At 68.7% G+C, this 18,368-nt stretch carries 18 protein-coding genes; 2 read left to right on the top strand and 16 right to left on the bottom strand.

Annotated elements, in window-relative coordinates:
* Positions 1-34: 34 nt before the first annotated feature.
* From whiA to uvrC, 4 genes are read right to left on the bottom strand one after another with little or no spacing between them, the layout of a single operon-like run.
* Complete coding sequence (gene whiA / locus M7H19_RS11295; RefSeq protein ID WP_298180593.1) at positions 35-1,021, bottom strand: DNA-binding protein WhiA; 987 nt, start codon at positions 1,019-1,021, stop codon at positions 35-37.
* A complete protein-coding gene (yvcK, locus tag M7H19_RS11290; RefSeq protein WP_298180591.1) occupies positions 1,022-1,987 on the bottom strand; it encodes a uridine diphosphate-N-acetylglucosamine-binding protein YvcK in 966 nt (321 codons plus the stop codon). It abuts the gene before it with no gap.
* A gap of 8 nt (positions 1,988-1,995) precedes the next feature.
* Complete coding sequence (gene rapZ / locus M7H19_RS11285; RefSeq protein WP_298180632.1) at positions 1,996-2,853, bottom strand: RNase adapter RapZ; 858 nt, start codon at positions 2,851-2,853, stop codon at positions 1,996-1,998.
* Between the two features lie 50 nt (positions 2,854-2,903).
* Positions 2,904-4,901: an excinuclease ABC subunit UvrC gene (uvrC, locus tag M7H19_RS11280; RefSeq protein WP_298180588.1), complete on the bottom strand. Its 1,998-nt coding sequence runs from the start codon at positions 4,899-4,901 to the stop codon at positions 2,904-2,906.
* A 131-nt stretch (positions 4,902-5,032) separates the two neighbouring features.
* Here uvrC and M7H19_RS11275 point away from each other — a divergent pair, with 131 nt between their 5' ends.
* The gene (locus M7H19_RS11275; RefSeq protein ID WP_298180587.1) at positions 5,033-5,812 is read left to right on the top strand and encodes an exodeoxyribonuclease III; all 780 of its coding nucleotides are present in this window, start codon (positions 5,033-5,035) and stop codon (positions 5,810-5,812) included.
* 47 nt (positions 5,813-5,859) lie between these two features.
* Here M7H19_RS11275 and M7H19_RS11270 read toward each other — a convergent pair whose 3' ends face one another.
* Positions 5,860-6,759, bottom strand: coding sequence for a LysR family transcriptional regulator (locus tag M7H19_RS11270; protein WP_298180584.1), 900 nt, complete (start codon positions 6,757-6,759; stop codon positions 5,860-5,862).
* 75 nt (positions 6,760-6,834) lie between these two features.
* Here M7H19_RS11270 and M7H19_RS11265 point away from each other — a divergent pair, with 75 nt between their 5' ends.
* A complete protein-coding gene (locus M7H19_RS11265) occupies positions 6,835-7,806 on the top strand; it encodes a DMT family transporter (RefSeq protein ID WP_298180582.1) in 972 nt (323 codons plus the stop codon).
* A 3-nt stretch (positions 7,807-7,809) separates the two neighbouring features.
* Here M7H19_RS11265 and M7H19_RS11260 read toward each other — a convergent pair whose 3' ends face one another.
* The 11 genes from M7H19_RS11260 to M7H19_RS11210 all read right to left on the bottom strand — a co-directional run.
* Entirely contained in the window at positions 7,810-8,295 is a 486-nt protein-coding gene (locus M7H19_RS11260) for a PH domain-containing protein (RefSeq protein ID WP_298180580.1), read from the bottom strand.
* Complete coding sequence (gene ribH / locus M7H19_RS11255; protein ID WP_298180578.1) at positions 8,271-8,777, bottom strand: 6,7-dimethyl-8-ribityllumazine synthase; 507 nt, start codon at positions 8,775-8,777, stop codon at positions 8,271-8,273. Before ribH ends, M7H19_RS11260 begins: the two co-directional genes overlap by 25 nt.
* A complete protein-coding gene (locus M7H19_RS11250; RefSeq protein WP_298180631.1) occupies positions 8,774-10,084 on the bottom strand; it encodes a bifunctional 3,4-dihydroxy-2-butanone-4-phosphate synthase/GTP cyclohydrolase II in 1,311 nt (436 codons plus the stop codon). The genes ribH and M7H19_RS11250 overlap by 4 nt, the downstream gene beginning before the upstream one ends.
* 2 nt (positions 10,085-10,086) lie before the next feature.
* The gene (locus M7H19_RS11245; protein WP_298180576.1) at positions 10,087-10,713 is read right to left on the bottom strand and encodes a riboflavin synthase; all 627 of its coding nucleotides are present in this window, start codon (positions 10,711-10,713) and stop codon (positions 10,087-10,089) included.
* Positions 10,714-11,721 (bottom strand): bifunctional diaminohydroxyphosphoribosylaminopyrimidine deaminase/5-amino-6-(5-phosphoribosylamino)uracil reductase RibD, encoded by a 1,008-nt coding sequence (ribD, locus tag M7H19_RS11240; RefSeq protein ID WP_298180629.1) that lies wholly within the window; start codon positions 11,719-11,721, stop codon positions 10,714-10,716.
* A 35-nt stretch (positions 11,722-11,756) separates the two neighbouring features.
* Positions 11,757-12,428 (bottom strand): ribulose-phosphate 3-epimerase, encoded by a 672-nt coding sequence (rpe, locus tag M7H19_RS11235; protein WP_298180627.1) that lies wholly within the window; start codon positions 12,426-12,428, stop codon positions 11,757-11,759.
* Between the two features lie 61 nt (positions 12,429-12,489).
* Complete coding sequence (locus tag M7H19_RS11230) at positions 12,490-13,944, bottom strand: transcription antitermination factor NusB (protein WP_298180573.1); 1,455 nt, start codon at positions 13,942-13,944, stop codon at positions 12,490-12,492.
* Positions 13,941-14,876: a methionyl-tRNA formyltransferase gene (gene fmt, locus M7H19_RS11225; protein ID WP_298180571.1), complete on the bottom strand. Its 936-nt coding sequence runs from the start codon at positions 14,874-14,876 to the stop codon at positions 13,941-13,943. The genes M7H19_RS11230 and fmt overlap by 4 nt, the downstream gene beginning before the upstream one ends.
* Positions 14,877-14,949: 73 nt before the next feature.
* A complete protein-coding gene (locus M7H19_RS11220; protein ID WP_298180569.1) occupies positions 14,950-17,028 on the bottom strand; it encodes a primosomal protein N' in 2,079 nt (692 codons plus the stop codon).
* Positions 17,025-18,134 (bottom strand): acyltransferase, encoded by a 1,110-nt coding sequence (locus tag M7H19_RS11215; protein WP_298180567.1) that lies wholly within the window; start codon positions 18,132-18,134, stop codon positions 17,025-17,027. Before M7H19_RS11215 ends, M7H19_RS11220 begins: the two co-directional genes overlap by 4 nt.
* A gap of 58 nt (positions 18,135-18,192) precedes the next feature.
* Positions 18,193-18,368: methionine adenosyltransferase domain-containing protein (locus M7H19_RS11210; protein ID WP_298180625.1), on the bottom strand; the 176-nt coding region annotated here is incomplete at its 5' end.

Below are 18,368 nucleotides of genomic sequence, written 5' to 3'. Positions count from 1 at the left end.
CGGCAACAGGGAGCAACGATCCGGCGAGACCGGCTTACAGACTCTCTTCGAACATCTCCGGGGTGACAGCGGACTCGGTGTCGGGCACGCCGAGCTCCTTGGCGCGTTTGTCGGCCAGCGCCAGCAGTCGCCGGATACGCCCCGCGACGGCGTCTTTGGTCATCGGCGGGTCCGCCAACTGCCCCAACTCCTCCAGCGAGGCCTGCCGGTTGGACAAGCGCAGCTTGCCCGCGGCGAGCAGGTGATCGGGTGCCGTGTCGCCGAGAATCTCCATGGCGCGCTCCACCCGCGCCGCGGCCGCCACAGCCGCGCGCGCCGAACGCCGCAAGTTGGCGTCGTCGAAATTCGCCAACCGGTTCGCGGTGGCCCGCACCTCCCGCCGAAGCCGCCGCTCCTCCCACGCCAACACGCTCGAATGCGCGCCGAGCCGAGTCAACAACGCCCCGATGGCGTCACCGTCACGCACCACCACCCGGTCAGCGCCCCGCACCTCACGCGACTTGGCCTGAATACCCATGCGACGGGCCGCACCCACCAAAGCCAACGCCGCCTCCGGTCCCGGACACGTCACTTCCAGCGACGACGAACGGCCCGGCTCGGTCAGGGAACCGTGAGCCAGAAACGCCCCGCGCCACGCGGCCTCCGCATCGGCCACCCCACCGGAGACCACGGCGGCGGGCAGCCCTCGAACAGGACGGCCCCGCTGGTCGATGAGCCCGGTCTGCCGCGCCAGTCCCTCACCGTCCTTGACCACGCGGATGACGTAACGAGTGCCCTTGCGTAGTCCGCCCGAGGTGATGACGTGCACCTCGGGAACGTGGCCGTACAGCTCGTGGATCTCCTTACGGAGCCTACGAGCCACGGACCCGGTGTCGAGCTCGGCTTCGACGACGACCCTTCCCGCGACGATGTGCAGGCCGCCCGCGAACCGCAGCAGCGCCGACACCTCCGACCGGCGCGGGCCGACCTTGGTGATCTCCAAACGGCTGAGCTCGTCCTTGACCGCCGCCGTCATCGCCATCTACTGCCCCTCCTCCACGCTCTCGGACAGACCGAGAGCCTCTCGCACACAACCCGCCAAGGCATCCGGATCATGTCGGTCCGCCCTACCCCGGGCAGCGACCGAAGCCAGATGCGCACGCCCACCCAGAGAATCGGCCGCACGACGCAATCGCACGGGGGTGGGCACGGAGTCACGGTCGGCGATCACCGCGTCCACCTTGAGCTGGGGAGCGTGTTCGAAGAGTACGTGCAGGTGCTGTTCCGGTGAGAACCCTGCCGTCTCCCCCGGTTGTGGCATGAGGTTGAGGATCACGACCTTCGTCGCGTTCGTGTTCACGAGCGCGTCGTGCAGGTCGGGCACCAGCAGATGCGGCAGCACGCTCGTGAACCACGAACCGGGACCGAGGAAAACAGCGTCGGCGTTCAACACCGCGTCCACCGCGTCCGCACACGCGACCGGAGGCTGGTGAGGGCGGCCCGGGTTGTGCAAGCTGATCCGCCGCACCTGGCCGGGAGTGGTGGCGACGGCGACCTGACCCCGGATACGGCTGACGGCCTCGCCGTTCTCCAAGCCCGTGACCTCGGCCTCGATCTCCAGCGGCTCGACCGACATCGGCAGCACCCGCCCACTGATACCCAGCAGCCGAGCGGCCTCGTCCAGGCCCGCCACGGGGTCACCGAGCACCTCGAACAGGCCGGCCAGCAGCAGATTACCGACCGCGTGCCCGGTGAGAGCCCCGGTGCCACCGAAACGATGCTGGAACACCTCGGCCCACAGCGTGCCACCGTCCTCCGCGGCCGCCAGAGCGGCCAGCGCTTGTCGAAGGTCTCCGGGCGGCAACAGGCCCAACTCCTGGCGGAGCCGTCCTGACGACCCTCCGTCATCGGCGACGGTGACGACCGCGGTCACGTCCGAGGTGAGCCGTCGCAACGCCGACAACGTCGCATGCAGCCCATGCCCACCACCGAGTGCGACGGCACGCATCCTCGGTCTCACTCCCTGCCCAGGTCCCGGTGCACCACCTTGACCGCCATGCCGTCCTCCTTGGAAAGCCGGTTCGCCAGCTCCTCGGAGATGGCGACACTGCGATGCTTGCCTCCGGTACAGCCCACGGCCAGGGTGAGATAACGCTTGCCTTCTCGCTTGTACCCGGCACCCACCAGACGCAGCAACTCGTGGTACTGCTGCAGAAACTCCTCGGCACCCTCCTGACCCAACACGTAGTTGCGCACGTCGCCGTCGAGGCCGCTCTGGTCCCGCAGCTCGGGAATCCAGAACGGATTGGGCAGGAAACGCACGTCCATCACCAGGTCGGAGTCCATCGGCAGACCGTACTTGTAGCCGAAGGACAGCACCGTGACCCGGGTCTGGGTGCTCGACTCGGTGCCGAACGCGTCCTCGATCTTGGCGCGAAGGTCGTGGACCGACAGCGCCGACGTGTCGAGGATCAGATCGGCTTCCTCCCGCAGGGTCGCCAACAACTCCCGCTCAGCGGCGATGCCGTCGACCAGCCTTCCGTCACCCTGCATGGGGTGACCGCGACGCACCTGGTCGAAGCGGCGGATCAGCACCGAGTCCGTGGCCTCTAAGAACAGCACCCGGGGCTTGTAGCCTCGCGCGTCGAGATCCTTAATGATCGAGGAGAGGTCGTCGGTGAAGGCGCGCGACCGCACGTCCATCACGACCGCCACCTTGGTGATCACGCCTCGCGCCTGAGCCCCGAGCTCCACCATCGTGGAGATCAGCTCGGGCGGAAGGTTGTCCACCACGAACCAGCCCAGATCCTCCAGGCACTTGGCGGCGGTGCTGCGGCCGGCGCCGGACAAGCCGGTGACGACCGCCACCTCCATGCCGGAGCTCCTGGCACTCGACCCTCCGGATTTTCCGATGTTGCCCTCGGTCACGTCTGCGACTCCCCTCTGCTGTCGTTCCGGCCCCCTGCGAGCGCGGCATGCACCGCCTCGGCTGTGCGGGTGCCGAAGCCCGGCACCTCCGCGATCTCGGCCACGGTGGCCTGCCGGAGCTTCCTCACCGAGCCGAAGTGCTTGATCAGTGCGGCCTTCCGCACCTGTCCGAGACCCGGAATCCCGTCCAGCGCCGACTCCTGCACCCGTTTCGAACGCTTCTGCCGCTGATAGCGAAGCGCGAACCGGTGGGCCTCGTCGCGCACTCGCTGCAGAAGGTACAGCGCGTCCGATGTCCTCGGCAGGATGACCGGGTCATCGGCGGCGGGCGGCCACACCTCCTCCAACCGTTTGGCGAGCCCGACCACGGCGACGTCGGTGATGCCGAGCTCGGCCAGAACGTCCGCCGCGGCCGTGGCCTGCGGTCCCGCGCCGTCCACGACCAACAGGTTGGGCGGATAGGCGAACTTGCGGAGTTTACCCGTCTCGGGGTCCAACGTCGGGTTCACCTCGTTCGGCTCCGCGCTCCGTTGCGGATCCGATGTCTCCGGGGTCTCCTGGGCCTCCTGGGTCTCCTTGAGGTAGCGCGAGAAGCGGCGCCGGACGACCTCCGCGATGGCGGCCACGTCTCCCTCGGTGGCGGCTTCACGCAACGCGAATCGGCGGTACTCCGACTTGCGGGGCAAGCCGTCCTCGAAGACCACCAACGAGGCGACCACGTCCGTTCCGGCCAGGTGACTGATGTCCACGCATTCGATCCGCAATGGCGCGCTGTCCAGTCCCAGGTACTCCTGTAGCTCCGACAGGGCCGCCGAACGGGCGGTGAGGTCACCCGCCCGGCGCAGCTTGTGTTGTGAGAACGCCTCCTCGGCGTTGCGGGCCACGGTCTCGGCCAACGCGCGCTTGTCACCTCGCCGCGGCACACGTAGCCGCACCCGGGAACCACGCAGCTTCGACAGCCACTGCTCCATGGTCTCGGCGTCGACCGGGAGCTCGGGCACCAGCACCTCACGTGGCACGACGACCCCGTCGGTGGGTGTCTCGGCGGCCAACTCGGCCTGTCCGGCGTAGAACTGCGCCAGGAACTGCTCGACGAGGGTCGGGACGTCCATCTCCTCGACTTTGTCGATCACCCAGCCACGCTGGCCCCGCACCCGCCCACCGCGCACGTGGAAGACCTGAACGGCCGCCTCCAACTCGTCGTGCGCGAACGCGATGACGTCGGCGTCGGTGCCGTCGCCCAACACCACGGCCTGTTTCTCCATGGCCTTGCGCAGCGCGGTGAGATCGTCCCGCAGGCGGGCAGCGCGCTCGAACTCCAGCGCCTCGGACGCCTCGACCATCTCCCTTTCCAACTTGCGGATCATCAGGTCGGTACGGCCGGAGAGGAAGTCGCAGAAGTCCTCGACGATCTCGCGGTGACGTTCGGCCGACACCGCGCCCACGCAGGGAGCCGAACACTTGTCGATGTAGCCGAGCAGGCACGGGCGCCCGATCTGACTGTGTCGCCGGAACACCCCCGCCGAGCACGTCCGCGCGGGGAACACCCGCAGCAGCAGGTCGAGAGTCTCCCGGATGGCCCAGGCGTGGGCGTAAGGGCCGAAGTAGCGCACACCCTTCTTCCGAGGCCCCCGATACACGTGTAGGCGGGGGAACTCCTCGTTCAGCGTGACCGCGAGCACCGGGTAGGTCTTGTCGTCGCGATAACGGACGTTGAACCGGGGGTCGAACTCCTTGATCCAGTTGTATTCGAGCTGCAGCGCCTCCACCTCGGTGCTCACCACGGTCCACTCCACGCTCGCGGCCGTGGTGACCATCTGCCGGGTACGCGGATGCAGTCCGGCGAGGTCGGCGAAGTAGGAGTTCAGTCGACTGCGCAGGCTCTTGGCCTTACCGACATAGATGACCCGGCCGCCGGCGTCGCGGAACTTGTACACGCCGGGCGAGTCCGGGATGGTTCCCGGCGCGGGACGGTAGGTGGAAGGGTCAGCCACGTCATCCAGCCTATGGTTTTGATCCGACGAACCGTTCGGCCCCTCACCCGTGCGGCACGCCGGTTGGGCCGGAACGCCTCAAACCCCTCCGTATAGGCCGTTATACGCGGATGATGTGCGATTCTCCCGGCATGCGTATCGCGACGTGGAACGTCAACTCGATCACCGCCCGGCTGCCACGCGTACTCGCCTGGCTGCGGTCCGCGCAGCCCGATGTCCTGTGCCTTCAGGAACTCAAGTGCAGCGATGACGCATTCCCGCGCGACGACATCACCGAACTCGGCTACGACATCGCCTGCTACGGCGCCAACCGGTGGAACGGCGTGGCCATGCTCTCCCGAGTCGGACTCGACGACGTCACACGCGGACTCGTCGACGAACCCGCCTACGAGGACGCCGTCCAGCCCCGCGCCATCGCGGCGACCTGCGGCGGTGTCCGCGTGTGGTCGGTGTACGTACCCAACGGACGCGAACCCGACCATCCGCACTACACCTACAAGCTGCGCTGGCTGGACGCCCTCCACACCACCGTGCTCGCCGAGAACGGGACCGACCGGCCGTTCGCCGTGCTCGGCGACTTCAACGTCGCTCCCACCGACGACGACGTGTGGGACATCACGCTGTTCTCCGACTCCACCCACGTGACCGAATCCGAACGAGAAGCACTCGCCCGACTCCGGGACGCCGGACTCGCGGACGTCGTCCCCCGCGCACTGAAGTACGACCGTCCCTACACCTACTGGGATTACCGCCAGCTCGCCTTCCCCAAGAACCGCGGCATGCGGATCGACCTCGTCTACGCCAACCGCGCGTTCGCCGACGCGGTGACCGACGCCTACGTCGATCGCGAGGAGCGCAAGGGCAAGGGCGCCTCCGACCACGCTCCCGTGGTCGTGGACCTCACTACGTGACCACGGTACGGCCTCGGTATGGACTCGGTATGAACCTCGGCCGAGGATCACGGAGTCGGACTCGACGCCCGCACCGCCGCACGGAGCAGCTCGACCGTACGCACCACGGCCGCATGGTCGGCGACGGCTCTCCGGACGGCCACGCTGATGTGCCGCACGGGCGTGGGTGACACGACCGGTCGTGAAGTGAGTCCCGCGGGCAGTTCCCCCAACGCGAGCCGGGGTAGCACAGTGATCCCGATACCGCTGGTCACGAACGGGATCGCGGTCCGATAGTCGTGCATCTCCACCGAGAACCGCGGCGAGAATCCCACCTCGGCGCACGCGACCAGCAGGACCTCCCGACAGGCGCCGTGATCGAGATCGTTGTCGATCCACGGACGGTCGGCCAGCTCCGCCAGGGGCACGTCTCCGCGCATCGCGAGCGGATCATCCTCCTGCAGCACCACGACGTAGGAATCGTCGACCAGGGGGTGCACGACCGCCGCGGTGGGCGGTTGCGTATCTCGCCGTTCGACGAACACGTTGACGTCGAGGTCGCCGAGCGGGTCGTCGAGCACCTCGGTCCAACGCAGGTCCAGACGCAACTCGGGAAACTCCCGCCGTAACACCGTCACCACCTCGGGAAGCCACGCCGCACCCGCCGACGCGAAATATCCGATCGACAGGCTCCCCGTGCGCCCCTCCCGCAGGTCCCGCGTCAGACCGTCGAGTCGGCTCAGCTCCTGGAACAGCGCCTCCGACTCCGCTGCGAGTGCACGGCCCGCCGCCGTCGGCTCGACGCCCCGGCCCACCCGGTCGATCAATCGCAGCCCCGTCTCGCGCTGCAAGGCCGCGAGTTGCTGACTCACCGCCGACGGTGTGTAGTCCAACGCGGCAGCAGCCGCCCGGATCGACCCCTTCGCCACCACGGCGCGCAACACGCGCAACCGGCCCACATCCAACACGCCTCCGACCGTACAGCAGGACTGAACAGTAGTGCACAATTCGTCGCTTGTGCTGTCGTCTCTTCGCCGGAGACGATGTCGAGCGTGACAAAACTGCTCGCCCATTCCCCCAAACCACGCACCGACAACACGAAGGCCGCCGCCGCCGCGGCGCTCGTCACCATGGTGCTGTGGTCGTCGGCATTCGTGGGCATCCGCGCCATCGGCGGCGTGCTGTCCCCGGCCCCACTCGCCCTGCTGCGCCTCGCCGTGGCCTCCGTGACACTCACCGTGCTGATCGGCGTCAGCGCCCGGCGCCTTCCGCCGCTGCCGCGCGACCGCACATCCTGGCTGCGCGTCGTCGCCTACAGCGTCCTGTGGCTGTGCTGCTACACCGTCGCGCTCAACGCCGCCGAACTCCATCTCGACGCGGGTACGGCCGCGCTACTGGTCAACATCTCGCCGCTGCTCGTCACTCTCGGCGCAGGGTTCCTCCTCGGTGAGGGTTTCTCCCGCCAGCTGATGCTGGGGGCCGCCGTCGGCATGAGCGGAATCGGCATCATCGGCCTGGGCACCGAGGGCGAAGGCGACTGGATCGGCGTCGCACTGTGCCTGCTCGCGGCCGTGTTGTACGCCGCGGGCGTCCTCATCCAGAAGAAGGCCCTGGCCGACGTCGACGCCACGACCATCACCTGGCTGGGCTGCCTGATCGGCACTGCGGTCCTGCTGCCGTGGACCCCACAGCTCGTCTCCGAACTCGCCGCCGCTCCGACCTCGGCGGTGCTCGGTGCCGTCTACCTCGGGGTGTTCCCCACCGCCATCGGGTTCAGCACCTGGGCGTATGCGCTCAAACGCACGGACGCGGGAAAGCTCAGCGTCTCCACGTACGCTGTCCCCGCGGTGTCGGTGGTGTTGTCGTGGATACTCCTCGACGAGATCCCCACCGGGTACGGACTCGTGGGCGGCGCGGTCTGCCTGGCCGGAGTGGCGGTGTCCCGCTATCGCCCACGCAGGACGAAAACCGATGCGCCCACGTCCGCCCCGGTGTCCGAAAACTCCAAGTCCTAGCCGTCAGTTCCGGTGGGCGGCGGCGTGGAAACGACGCAATGCCCGCACCGCCTCCACCGCGCGCTCCCGGTCCACCGCCTGGATGGCCAGCATCGAGTAGTACTCGAACTCGGGCAGTTCCAATCGCGCGAACGACGCGCCGTCGGGGAAACTCACCGACAACACCTCGTCCCAGCGGAAGTAACGGGACACGCCGATGTTGCGTACATGCACACCCTCGGCGTCGGCCCGCACCTTCGGGGTGGCGAACAGCATGGCGGCGGCCGCCAGCATCGCCCCCACCCCGATCATCGCGATCTGGTCACTGACGGCGAAGATCACGCCGGTGTCCTCCGACCGGAGCAACGCGGCCACGGTCACGAACACGGCCAGCAACACGACCGCGAGCGCCGTCGACATCCAGAACGTGCGACGCGGGCGCACGATCACAGGATCGGCAGTCACGTCCCTCTTCGTGTCCTTACTCACACGAAACCTCGCTCCGTCCATGGCTGACGCAGTCCACGCAACACGTTCGCGGTGGTCAGCGCGGCTATCGTCGCTTCCCGTCCCTTGTCCTCCTGCGATTCGGGCAACCCTGCCCTGGCCAGGGCCTGCTCCTCGGTGTCACAGGTCAGCACGCCGTTGCCCACCGGGGTGCTCTCGTCGAGAGCCACGCGCGTCAGTCCCGCCGTCACGGCATCACACACGTACTCGAAGTGGGGCGTCCCTCCACGGATCACCACACCCAACGCCACGACCGCGTCGTGGTTGCGGGCCAGTGCCTGCGCCACCACCGGCAACTCGACCGCACCGGAGACCCGCAGGACCGTCGGTTCCTCGGCCAGCTTCACCTCACCGGCCGTGCGCAGAGCCGAAGACAACAAACTGTCCGTGATGCGCGTATGCCAGCGGGTCGCGACGATCCCGAGCCGCAGGTTCTCGCACTCGCGCAGTTCACTTCCCTCGTCGGGACGGCCTTCTCCACTCATACTTCACCCGCGCCTGGGACTTTGCCGTTACCGTTGCCGTTGCCACCGAGTTCGGCACCCACTTCATCGAAGTGCTCCAATTGGGACAACTCGTGTCCCATCCTGTCACGCTTGGTTTTCAGATAGCGGAAGTTCTCCGGATTGGGTGAGATCGGCAGCGGCACCCTGCCCACGACCCGCAGCCCGTAGCCCTCCAGTCCCACGCGCTTGGCGGGGTTGTTGGTGAGCAGCCGCATCGACCGCACCCCGAGATCCGACAGGATCTGCGCTCCGGTGCCGTAGTCCCGGGCATCGGCGGGCACACCCAGCGCCAGGTTCGCGTCCACCGTGTCGGCGCCCGCGTCCTGCAGTTCGTAGGCCTGCAGTTTGTGCAGCAGACCGATACCCCGGCCCTCGTGTCCACGCACGTAGAGCACGACGCCACGCCCTTCGGTCGCCACCGCTTCCAACGCCGCCTGAAGCTGCGGGCCACAGTCACACCGCAGTGAACCGAACACGTCCCCGGTGAGGCACTCGGAGTGGACCCGTACCAGGATGTCCTCACCGTCTCCGATCTCGCCGTAGACGAAGGCCACGTGTTCGATGCCGTCGAGGAGACTGTCGTAGCCGATGGCGCGGAACGTGCCCGCCGCCAGCGGAATGCGCGCCTCGGCCACCCGCTCGACCTGCTTCTCCGTGCGCCGACGGTAGGCGATGAGGTCGGCGATCGTGATCAACTGGAGGTCGTGGTCGGCCGCGAAGACCTCCAGCTCGTCCCGACGGGCCATGTCGCCCTCATTCTTCTGGGACACGACCTCGCACAACACGCCCGCCGGAGCCAGCCCAGCCAGGCGTGCGAGGTCCACGGCGGCTTCGGTGTGTCCCGGCCTGCGCAACACACCGCCGTCCTTGGCCCGCAGCGGCACGACGTGGCCGGGCCTGGCGAAGTCGGACGCCTTGGAGTTCGGGTCGGCCAGCAACCGGATGGTGTGGCTGCGGTCGGTGGCGGAGATACCCGTACCGATGCCCTCGGCAGCGTCCACCGTCACGGTGTACGCGGTGCCGCGCCGGTCCTGGTTGCTGTGGTACATCGGCGGCAGATCGAGCCGATCGCAGTCCTCGCCCGTCAACGACACACAGACGTAGCCGGAGGTGTAGCGCACCATGAAGGCGAGCAGCTCCGGCGTCGCCTTCTCGGCCGCGAAGATCAGGTCTCCCTCGTTCTCGCGGTCCTCGTCATCGACGACGACCACAGGGCGGCCGTTCGCGATGTCCTCGATGGCCCGTTCGATGGACTCGACGTCCAACGACGGAGCGGGCTCGATCATCGTCACCTGTCCTCCTCGCCCCCGCCGTTTCCCACCGATCCCTTGGTCAGGTGGACAGCGGCCAGCTTCTCGACGTACTTCGCCAGCACGTCCACTTCCAGATTCACCGGGTCGCCCGGTTGGTTGCGGCCCAGCGTGGTGGAGCGCAACGTGGTGGGGATCAGCGCGACGGCGAATTCCTGATCCGACACCTGAGCCACCGTCAGCGAGATACCGTCCACGGCGATGGAGCCCTTCTCCACCAGGTAGCGGGACAGCGACGGCGGGTACGCGAAGTGGGTGAGCCCGTCGTGGTCGCGAGACAGGAAGGTACCGGTGCCGTCGACATGGCCCTGCACGACATGGCCGCCGAAACGGCCGTCGGCGCTCATCGCCCGCTCCAGGTTGACCAGCCGACCGGGCTCGATGCCGTCCAGGCTGGTGCGCTTCAACGTCTCGGCGACGACGTCGACGGTGAACTCGTCGCCGGCGATGTCCACCACGGTCAGACACACACCGTTGACCGCGATCGAATCGCCGTGCCGAGCGTCGCTCGTGACCACCCGCCCTCGCACGGTGAGTCGCGTGGCCTCGTCCTTAGGCTCCACGCGCGTGACCTCACCAAGCTCCTCGACAATCCCGGTGAACACCTAGTCGCCTCCCTCACCCGTGGCCGGAACGGCGGAGATCCGCACATCCTCACCACTCATAGTGGCCCCTTCGACCCGCCAGCGGTGCGCTTCGGTGATGGTCGACACTCCTGCCGGTCCCAACGCCGCCGGTCCCGCGCCCAGCAACATCGGAGCGACGTAGGCGATGATCCGGTCGACCCGGCGAGCCGCGACGAACGCGCCCGCCAGCGTCGGTCCGCCCTCCAACAGGACGTCCACCACACCGCGTTCGCTCAGCACCGCCAACACCTCGTCGGGGTCGTGGGAGGCGACGAGCACCGTCTCCGCTGTGTTGTCCAACACTCGCGCACCCTCGGGTATGCCGCGTGTGCCCACCACCACACGCAGTGGCTGTCGGGAGGCAAGTTCGCCGTCGGAATCCCGCACGGTGAGCCACGGGTCGTCGGTGAGTACGGTGCCGGTGCCCACCACGACGGCGTCCACAGCGGCTCGGAGAGCATGTACCTCGGCGCGGGAGACCGGCCCCGAGATCCACCGGCTACTGCCGTCGACCGCGGCTACCCGGCCGTCGAGACCGGCCGCGTATTTCCACGTCACATGCGGGCGCCCGGTTCGCTCTCGGTGCAGCCACGCCCTCAGTGGACCCGACGCCACCTCCTCGGCGAGAACACCGCCGACGACATCGACCCCGGCGGCACGCAGTTCCTCCGCACCCCCGGCGGCCGCCGGATGCGGGTCCGACACCGCGAATCTCACGGCGGCCACCCCGGCGTCGAGTAGCGCGCGGGTGCACGGCGGAGTACGTCCGTGATGCGAACAGGGCTCCAGGGTGACGACGGCCGTGCCGCCCCGTGCTCGCTCGCCCGCTTCACGCAGAGCCACGACCTCAGCGTGTGGTCCGGGAGGAGGTTGAGTCGCTCCCGCACCGACCCGGCGTCCCTCGGCGTCGAGGATCACCGCACCTACGGGTGGGTTCGGACTGGTGCTCCCCCGCACACCGGAGCTGAGGACGAGCGCGGCCTCCATGGCCTCACGGACACCCCGCTCCGCCGCCGACGTGTTCACTGCGAGCGGGCCGCCCTCGCGCGTTCCCGCAGCGCCGCGACTGCCCGGGCCGGGTCATCGGCACCGTAGACGGCCGAGCCCGCCACGAAACAGTCGACTCCCGCCTCGGCCGCCTGCTCGATCGTGTCGGAGTTGATGCCTCCGTCGATCTCCACGAGCAGCCTCAGATGGCCGGTGTCGACCAACCTGCGGGCCGTGCGCACCTTGTCGAGGACCTCGGGGATGAACGACTGGCCGCCGAAGCCGGGTTCGACCGACATGACCAACAGCGTGTCGTAGTGCTTGAGCGTCTCCACGTAGTCGTCGAGCGGCGTGTTCGGCTTGATGGCCAACCCCGCCTTCGCTCCCGCGGCACGCAGGTTCTTGGCGAGCATCACGGGATCACGGGCGGCCTCGACGTGCACGGTGACGTTGTACGCACCCGCCTCCGCGTAACCGGGAGCCCAACGGTCGGGGTCCTCGATCATCAGATGGCAGTCGAGCGGGACGTCGGTGCGGCGCAACAGCGACTCCACCACCGGCAACCCGATGGTGAGGTTGGGCACGAAGTGGCCGTCCATCACATCCACGTGCACCCAGTCCGCTCGCGCGTCACCGGAGCCGGCCACGGCATCGATCTCCGTACCGAGATCAGCGAAGTCGGCGGACAGAATGCTGGGGGCGATCAACGGTTCATGGGCCACTCTGCTGAGTGTAGACAGCTGGAATCGGACGACAGCACACGGCTGGTCAGGCGGGTTTCCGCAGCATGGCGCAGAACATCGCGTCGGTGCCGTGGCGATGTGGCCACAGCTGCACCGTCGGACCCTCACCGAGGTGGGGAACACCCGGAAACGCCACGCGGGCGTCGATCAAGTCCGCGCCGAGACGCCGGGCACCGGCCACCACGACCCCCTCGGTCTCGGCCAAGTGCGGGGAACACACCACGTACGTCACCACACCGCCCGGACGCACCAAGCGATAAGCCGAGGTCAACAACTCGGTCTGCAGCCGGGTGAGCTCGGCGATGTCACCGGGCTGTTTCCGCCACCGCGCCTCGGGCCTGCGCCGCAACGCGCCGAGGCCACTGCACGGGGCATCCACCAGCACACGGTCGTAGTCCCCGTCCAGTCCGGGGTCTCGGCCGTCGGCGACGTGCACGGTGACGGGCAGGTCCTCCGCGGCCTCGCGCACCAACCGGGCACGGTGCTCGGCGACCTCCACGGCGTCCACCGTCGCCCCCGACACCTGTGCGAGGCAGCCCAGCACCACCGTCTTGCCGCCCGGCCCCGCGCACAGGTCGAGCCAGCGAGTGTCACGACCGTCGCCCTCACCACCGAGCGGCGCCTTGGTGGCGGCCACGGCCACGAGTTGGCTGCCCTCGTCCTGCACCGTGGCCAGTCCCTCGCTGAGTACCTCGGACTCGGCGAGATCACCCGCGCCGGACGACAGGTGCACACCGTACGGCGAGTGCGGCGCCACGTCGCCGCCTGTGATAGCGGCCAGCTCGTCGGCGCTGATCTGTCCGGGCTTGGCCAGAAGGTGCACGGCGGGCCGCGCGTCGTCGGCCTCCAACGCCGCTTTCAGGTCGTCGCCCTTGTCACCGAGTGCCTCCGCGAACGCGCGTGCGATCCACCGGGGGTGGGATGTCCGCAGCGCGATCTCCGCGAGGGGGTCGGGACTGTCGGCCGACAACTCCTCCAACCACTGCTGTTCGTCCTTCTCCGAGACCCGCCGCAGGACCGCGTTGACGAAACCCGCGATGCGCGACCCGGCGTCCTCGCGTACTAAGTCCACAGTGGATGCCACAGCCGCGTGGTGCGGGATACGGGTACGCAGCAACTGGTAGGCACCGAGGCGCAGTGCGTCCCGCGCCACCGAGTCCACTGTGTCGAGTTCACGGTCGACACAGCGCGCCACGACGGCGTCCAGCAGCCCGGTGGCCCTGGCCGTGCCGTAAGTGAGTTCGGTGGCCAACGCCGCGTCCCTGCCGGTGATGCGACGCTGACGCAGAAGCTCCGGCAGGATCAGGTTGGCGTAGGCATCACGTTCGGTCACCGCGCGCAGGGCGTCGAACGCCGCCCGCCGCGCGGGGTCTCGTGTCGGAGGCCTACGAGGTCCCTGCTTGCGGGACGCGGGCCGGTGGCCTCGATGGTCTCGACGGCCGCGCTGAGATCGGGGGCGTCCTTGCCGGTCGTCGGTCATGTCAGGTATTCCCCCCGCTCGATCCGTGTGCCGCGCGCCCAATCGGTGGCGGCCATGCGTTTCTTCCCCTGTGCCTGTACCTCGCCCAGAACGACGGGAACCGTTGCGGTGCCGACGAGTACACGCCTGCGTTCCGCCACCAACTCCCCCGGCGCGAGGTCTTCGTGGTCACCGGGGCCCCCGAGCTCGACGGGACCGAGTTTGAGCCGCTGTCCCCGGAACTCCGCCCAAGCGCCGGGCTCGGGCGTGACCGAACGGATGTGCCGGTCCACCGCTTGCGCCGGCTCGGCGAAATTCACTCGCGCGTCGTCCACCGTCACCTTGGGCGCGTACGTCACGCCGTCGGCGGGTTGTGGCACGGCCTGCACGGTGCCGTCCTCGATACCATCCAAAGTGGATACGAGGAGGTCGGCTCCCGAAACCGCGAGTCGATCGAGCAGCTCCCCGGCGGTGTCGGTCGCCCTGATCCGCTCGGTGACCGTGCCGTACACCGGTCCGGCGTCCAGTTCCGGCACGATACGAAACGTCGAAGCCCCGGTGATCTCGTCACCCGCCTTGATCGCCGCCTGTACCGGGGCGGCTCCACGCCACGCCGGCAGTAACGAAAAATGCAAGTTGATCCAGCCATGGCGTGGCACCGCGAGCGCCGACTCCGGCAGCAGGGCACCGTAGGCGACCACGGGACAGGCATCGGGCGCGAGTTCGGACAGGCGAGCAAGGAAGTCTTCGTCCCCGGCCCGCCGGGGAGTGAGTACCTCGATGCCGTGTTCGTCGGCGAGCGCGCCGACGGGCGAACGCAACAGCTTCCGTCCCCGTCCGGCAGGCGCGTCGGGCCGGGTGACGACGGCGACGACCTCGTGCCGGGGCGAATCGATCAGCGCACGCAACGACGGCACAGCGGGCGCGGGTGTACCCGCGAAGACGAGCCTCATCGGCGATCCGGGAGAGTCTGTGGTGACAACATCACGTCCAGTCTAGAGCGCACCGGGAGACGGCTCCCGCGTGTCACACCAGCGCCAGGGGATCGAGCTGGATGCGCACCGGTTCGGCCACTTTCCGAGCATCACGCACCCCGCGTACAGCGTGGATCGCCTCCGCCAGCGCCTTGCCGTCCTCCCTCGGCACCCGTAACAATGCCCGCTCTCGTTCGGCGCGCCCCTCCTCGTCGACCTCCCCCAGCGGTACCGGACCGAGCACTTCCCCCGAATCCGGCAGGTCGATCTCGTCCAACAACGCTGCGACCGCGTCCGGGCTTCCTTCGACGCTGGCCATCCGCACGTGCGGGGGGAAGCCGAGCTCTCCCCGTTCGGCCAGTTCGAGCGCAGCGTGCCAACCGGGATTCCAACGCACGAGTGCCTGCACCGCCGGTATCCCCGCCTCCGCGCCGACGACGACCCTGCCACCTTCCCGCGCGGGCCGCACGAGTGTCGCCGCAGCCATCCATCGCCGCAGGGTCTCCTCGGCCGCCCTCAGGTCCTGTCGCCCCAGCAGCGCCCAGCCGTCCAGCAACAGAGCTGCGCCGTATCCCCCGTCGGCCACCGGCTCCGCGCCGGGTGTGGCCACCACGAGAGCGGGCCGGGCCGGGACCTCGACCAACACGTCACCACCGCCGGACGTGCGCACGGTGGTCCCCGGGAACGCTCGGCCCAGTTCCTCGGCCGTGCGCACGGCACCGATGACGACCGCCCGCAACCGCCCCGACCCACACGCCGGGCAACGGTAGGACGGGTCGGGCACCCCACACCAGCGGCAACATGGCGTGCCCGATTCCCTCGCTCCTGGAATCAGGAGTGGGCCCGCGCAGCGCCGACAGCGTGCGGACGTCCGGCACCGCGCACACGCCAGTCCCGGCACGTACCCGCGCCGGGGCACCTGCACCAGCACGGGGGCTCCCGCGGCCAGACTCGTCCGGGCGGCTTCGAACGCGACGGCGGGCAGCCTCGCCGCCCGGGCTGCCTCGTCGCGGGCGACATCGAAGTCCTCGCCGGTCGGAGTCACCCGCGGCGCTCGCGTCCGCAGGACCTCCCGCGCAGGTGTGATCTCGTGTGCCCAGCCCGTCTCCACCAGCAACTGGGCCTCCGCCGTACGCGCGTGTCCTGCGACGAGCAACGACGCTGCGTCGGCATGTGCCCGCAGCATGAGCACGTCCCGCACCTGCGGATACGGCGCGTGCGGGTCGACGTGTAGATCATCACCGTCGTCCCACACGACGTACAACCCCGGATCGGCGACCGGCGCGAACATCGCCGCACGCGTACCCACGACGATGCGCACGGCGCCACGGACCACGGCGAGCCAACGCCGATATCTCTCGGCCGGTCCCAACCCCGCCGACAGCGCGACCACGGCGTCGGCCCCCGCCAACTCCGCGCAGGCGGCATACAACCGCGCCACGTCCCGATGGTCCGGGACCACGAGCACCGCACCTCGACCCTGTCCGGCGACGATGGTGGCGAGCTCGGCCAGTCTGCGGGGCCAGTCCTCTCCGGGCAGCGCCTGCCATACCGCGTGCGCCGCACGCCCTTGCCTCACCGCCGCCGCGAAGGCGGGGCCACGTGGATAGTGACTCCAGCCGTCACCCGACGGCTCGGAGGGCGGGGCCGCCGGGGCGCGTGGAGGTTCGGCCTCCACTCGTGCGTGGCGGGGAGGGATCGCCAACCTCAGCACGTCGGCGAGAGTTCCGCCGTAGCGCCGAGCCACCGCACGGCACACGGTGAGCAGTGCGGGCGGCAATACCCGTTCTCGCGACACGACGCGTTCCAGGTAGGAGAGCCTGCCGGTGTGGTCGGTCGTGGCGGCGCGTTCCACCAGGTATCCGTCCACGAGTTTGCCCGCGAACCGCACCCGAACCCGACAGCCCGGTACCGCATCGGCATCGTGTTCCCGCGGCACCTGGTAATCGAAGGTGCGGTCCAGGTGAGCCAGCGGAATGTCGACCACCACCCGTGCGATCGGATCGGATTCCGCGGGTTGCCGACGGCCCTTACCGGAGCGACGCGACGCGGAGTCCCGCTTCGCCGGCACACGCCGAGTGGATGGGGGTTTCGGCAACTCCCACAGCGGATCGGTGTCCGAGGGACTCATCGACTTCGCGAGGTGATCAGTTTGTCCAGTGCGTTGAACGCGGGCCGTTCCACGAACTTAGTGAGGGCCCAGCCCAAAACGATCGCCGCGACGAACCACGCGGGGATCCAGCCCCACCACGGCACACCGAGATCTGCCAGGCGGCGCGCGACGATCGTGCCTAGCACATAGTGCATCAGGTAGACGCCGTAGGAGATACCGGCAAGCCAGCGGATCTGGCGTTCGAACAACGTGAAGACCTTGCCGTTCCACGCGGGCGCGTAGGCCGCCACACAGATCAACACGAGCGCCACCGCGTAAGGCAGCACGGCGTCGTTGGCGGGCGGATGCCGATCATGCGCGAGCAGCACCACGATGAGCATGAGGTACAGCTGGGTGAAGCTCATGCGGTTCTTCGACCACCGGTAGATCGCCACACCCGCGAGGAGCAGATGCGCGCGATTCAGACCAGTGCCGTCCATGGCGACACTCAACCACACCGGTACGACATCGCCCGGCCCCATGAACACGTACCGGATCGCCAGCGGCACCAACAGCACCGCCCACATCACCGCCGTGGCCACGCCACCCCGCACCCGCTTGGTCGCGGCGAGCAGGGCGATGGTCGTGAATCCCGCGACCTGAACCGGAACCGTCCAATGCGCGAGGTCGATGTAGGCGATGTCGGGCACCAAGAGGTGCACCAGGAAAAGGTTGCCGAGCAGGTCGCCGTAAGTGTGCCGGGGCAACCCCTCGGGGGCGAACAACTGAGTCGACACGAAGATCAACAACACGGCCACCCAGAAAGCGGGCAGCAAGCGCGCGAGCCTACGCAACCACCAGCGCAGCGCCGGGTACTTGCCGATGGTCATCGCCGCGAAGTAACCCGACACCGTGATCAGCACCGAAGCGCCGAACGGGAAATCCATGCGCAGCGGTTCCGGCGGGAGGTCCAAGCCGGGAAGGTTCAACGGCGCGAGCAGGGTCGCATGGAAAGTCAGCACGGCGAGAATGCCGACCACGCGCACAGCGTCCCAACTGATGTAGCGCGGCTTGCGTGGTCGAACTTCTGCGGGCCCAGCCGATGTCGCTACCGAGTTCGCCCTGGCCTCCTGCACCTGCGCCATGAGTCCGGGAGTCTAGGCCACCGCGGCGGTTCTCCCTTTGGCAGGTGCCCGGCGCGCGTCAGGCTCCCGCTGCGCTCCGCAACGCGTCGACCTGGTCGGTGCGTTCCCATGGCACGTCCAGGTCTGTACGCCCGAAGTGCCCATAGGCAGCCGTCGGCGCATAGATCGGCCGCAACAGATCCAGATCACGAATGATCGCCGCAGGCCGCAGATCGAACACCTCGGTGATCGCCG

The organism is Saccharomonospora sp., assembly GCF_027317685.1.
GTDB lineage: Bacteria > Actinomycetota > Actinomycetes > Mycobacteriales > Pseudonocardiaceae > Saccharomonospora.
This window is presented reverse-complemented; position numbering and strand designations above follow the sequence as displayed.

What these genes read in the sequence shown, in the direction of transcription:
- whiA (WP_298180593.1), bottom strand. Translation starts at nt 1,021, where the DNA reads ATGGCGATGACGGCGGCGGTCAAGGACGAGCTCAGCCGTTTGGAGATC.
- yvcK (WP_298180591.1), bottom strand. Translation starts at nt 1,987, where the DNA reads ATGCGTGCCGTCGCACTCGGTGGTGGGCATGGGCTGCATGCGACGTTG.
- rapZ (WP_298180632.1), bottom strand. Translation starts at nt 2,853, where the DNA reads ATGGAGGTGGCGGTCGTCACCGGCTTGTCCGGCGCCGGCCGCAGCACC.
- M7H19_RS11275 (WP_298180587.1), top strand. Translation starts at nt 5,033, where the DNA reads ATGCGTATCGCGACGTGGAACGTCAACTCGATCACCGCCCGGCTGCCA.
- M7H19_RS11265 (WP_298180582.1), top strand. Translation starts at nt 6,835, where the DNA reads ATGTCGAGCGTGACAAAACTGCTCGCCCATTCCCCCAAACCACGCACC.
- M7H19_RS11260 (WP_298180580.1), bottom strand. Translation starts at nt 8,295, where the DNA reads ATGGACGGAGCGAGGTTTCGTGTGAGTAAGGACACGAAGAGGGACGTG.
- ribH (WP_298180578.1), bottom strand. Translation starts at nt 8,777, where the DNA reads ATGAGTGGAGAAGGCCGTCCCGACGAGGGAAGTGAACTGCGCGAGTGC.
- M7H19_RS11250 (WP_298180631.1), bottom strand. Translation starts at nt 10,084, where the DNA reads ATGATCGAGCCCGCTCCGTCGTTGGACGTCGAGTCCATCGAACGGGCC.
- ribD (WP_298180629.1), bottom strand. Translation starts at nt 11,721, where the DNA reads ATGGAGGCCGCGCTCGTCCTCAGCTCCGGTGTGCGGGGGAGCACCAGT.
- M7H19_RS11230 (WP_298180573.1), bottom strand. Translation starts at nt 13,944, where the DNA reads ATGACCGACGACCGGCAAGGACGCCCCCGATCTCAGCGCGGCCGTCGA.
- fmt (WP_298180571.1), bottom strand. Translation starts at nt 14,876, where the DNA reads ATGAGGCTCGTCTTCGCGGGTACACCCGCGCCCGCTGTGCCGTCGTTG.
- M7H19_RS11220 (WP_298180569.1), bottom strand. Translation starts at nt 17,028, where the DNA reads ATGAGTCCCTCGGACACCGATCCGCTGTGGGAGTTGCCGAAACCCCCA.
- M7H19_RS11215 (WP_298180567.1), bottom strand. Translation starts at nt 18,134, where the DNA reads ATGGCGCAGGTGCAGGAGGCCAGGGCGAACTCGGTAGCGACATCGGCT.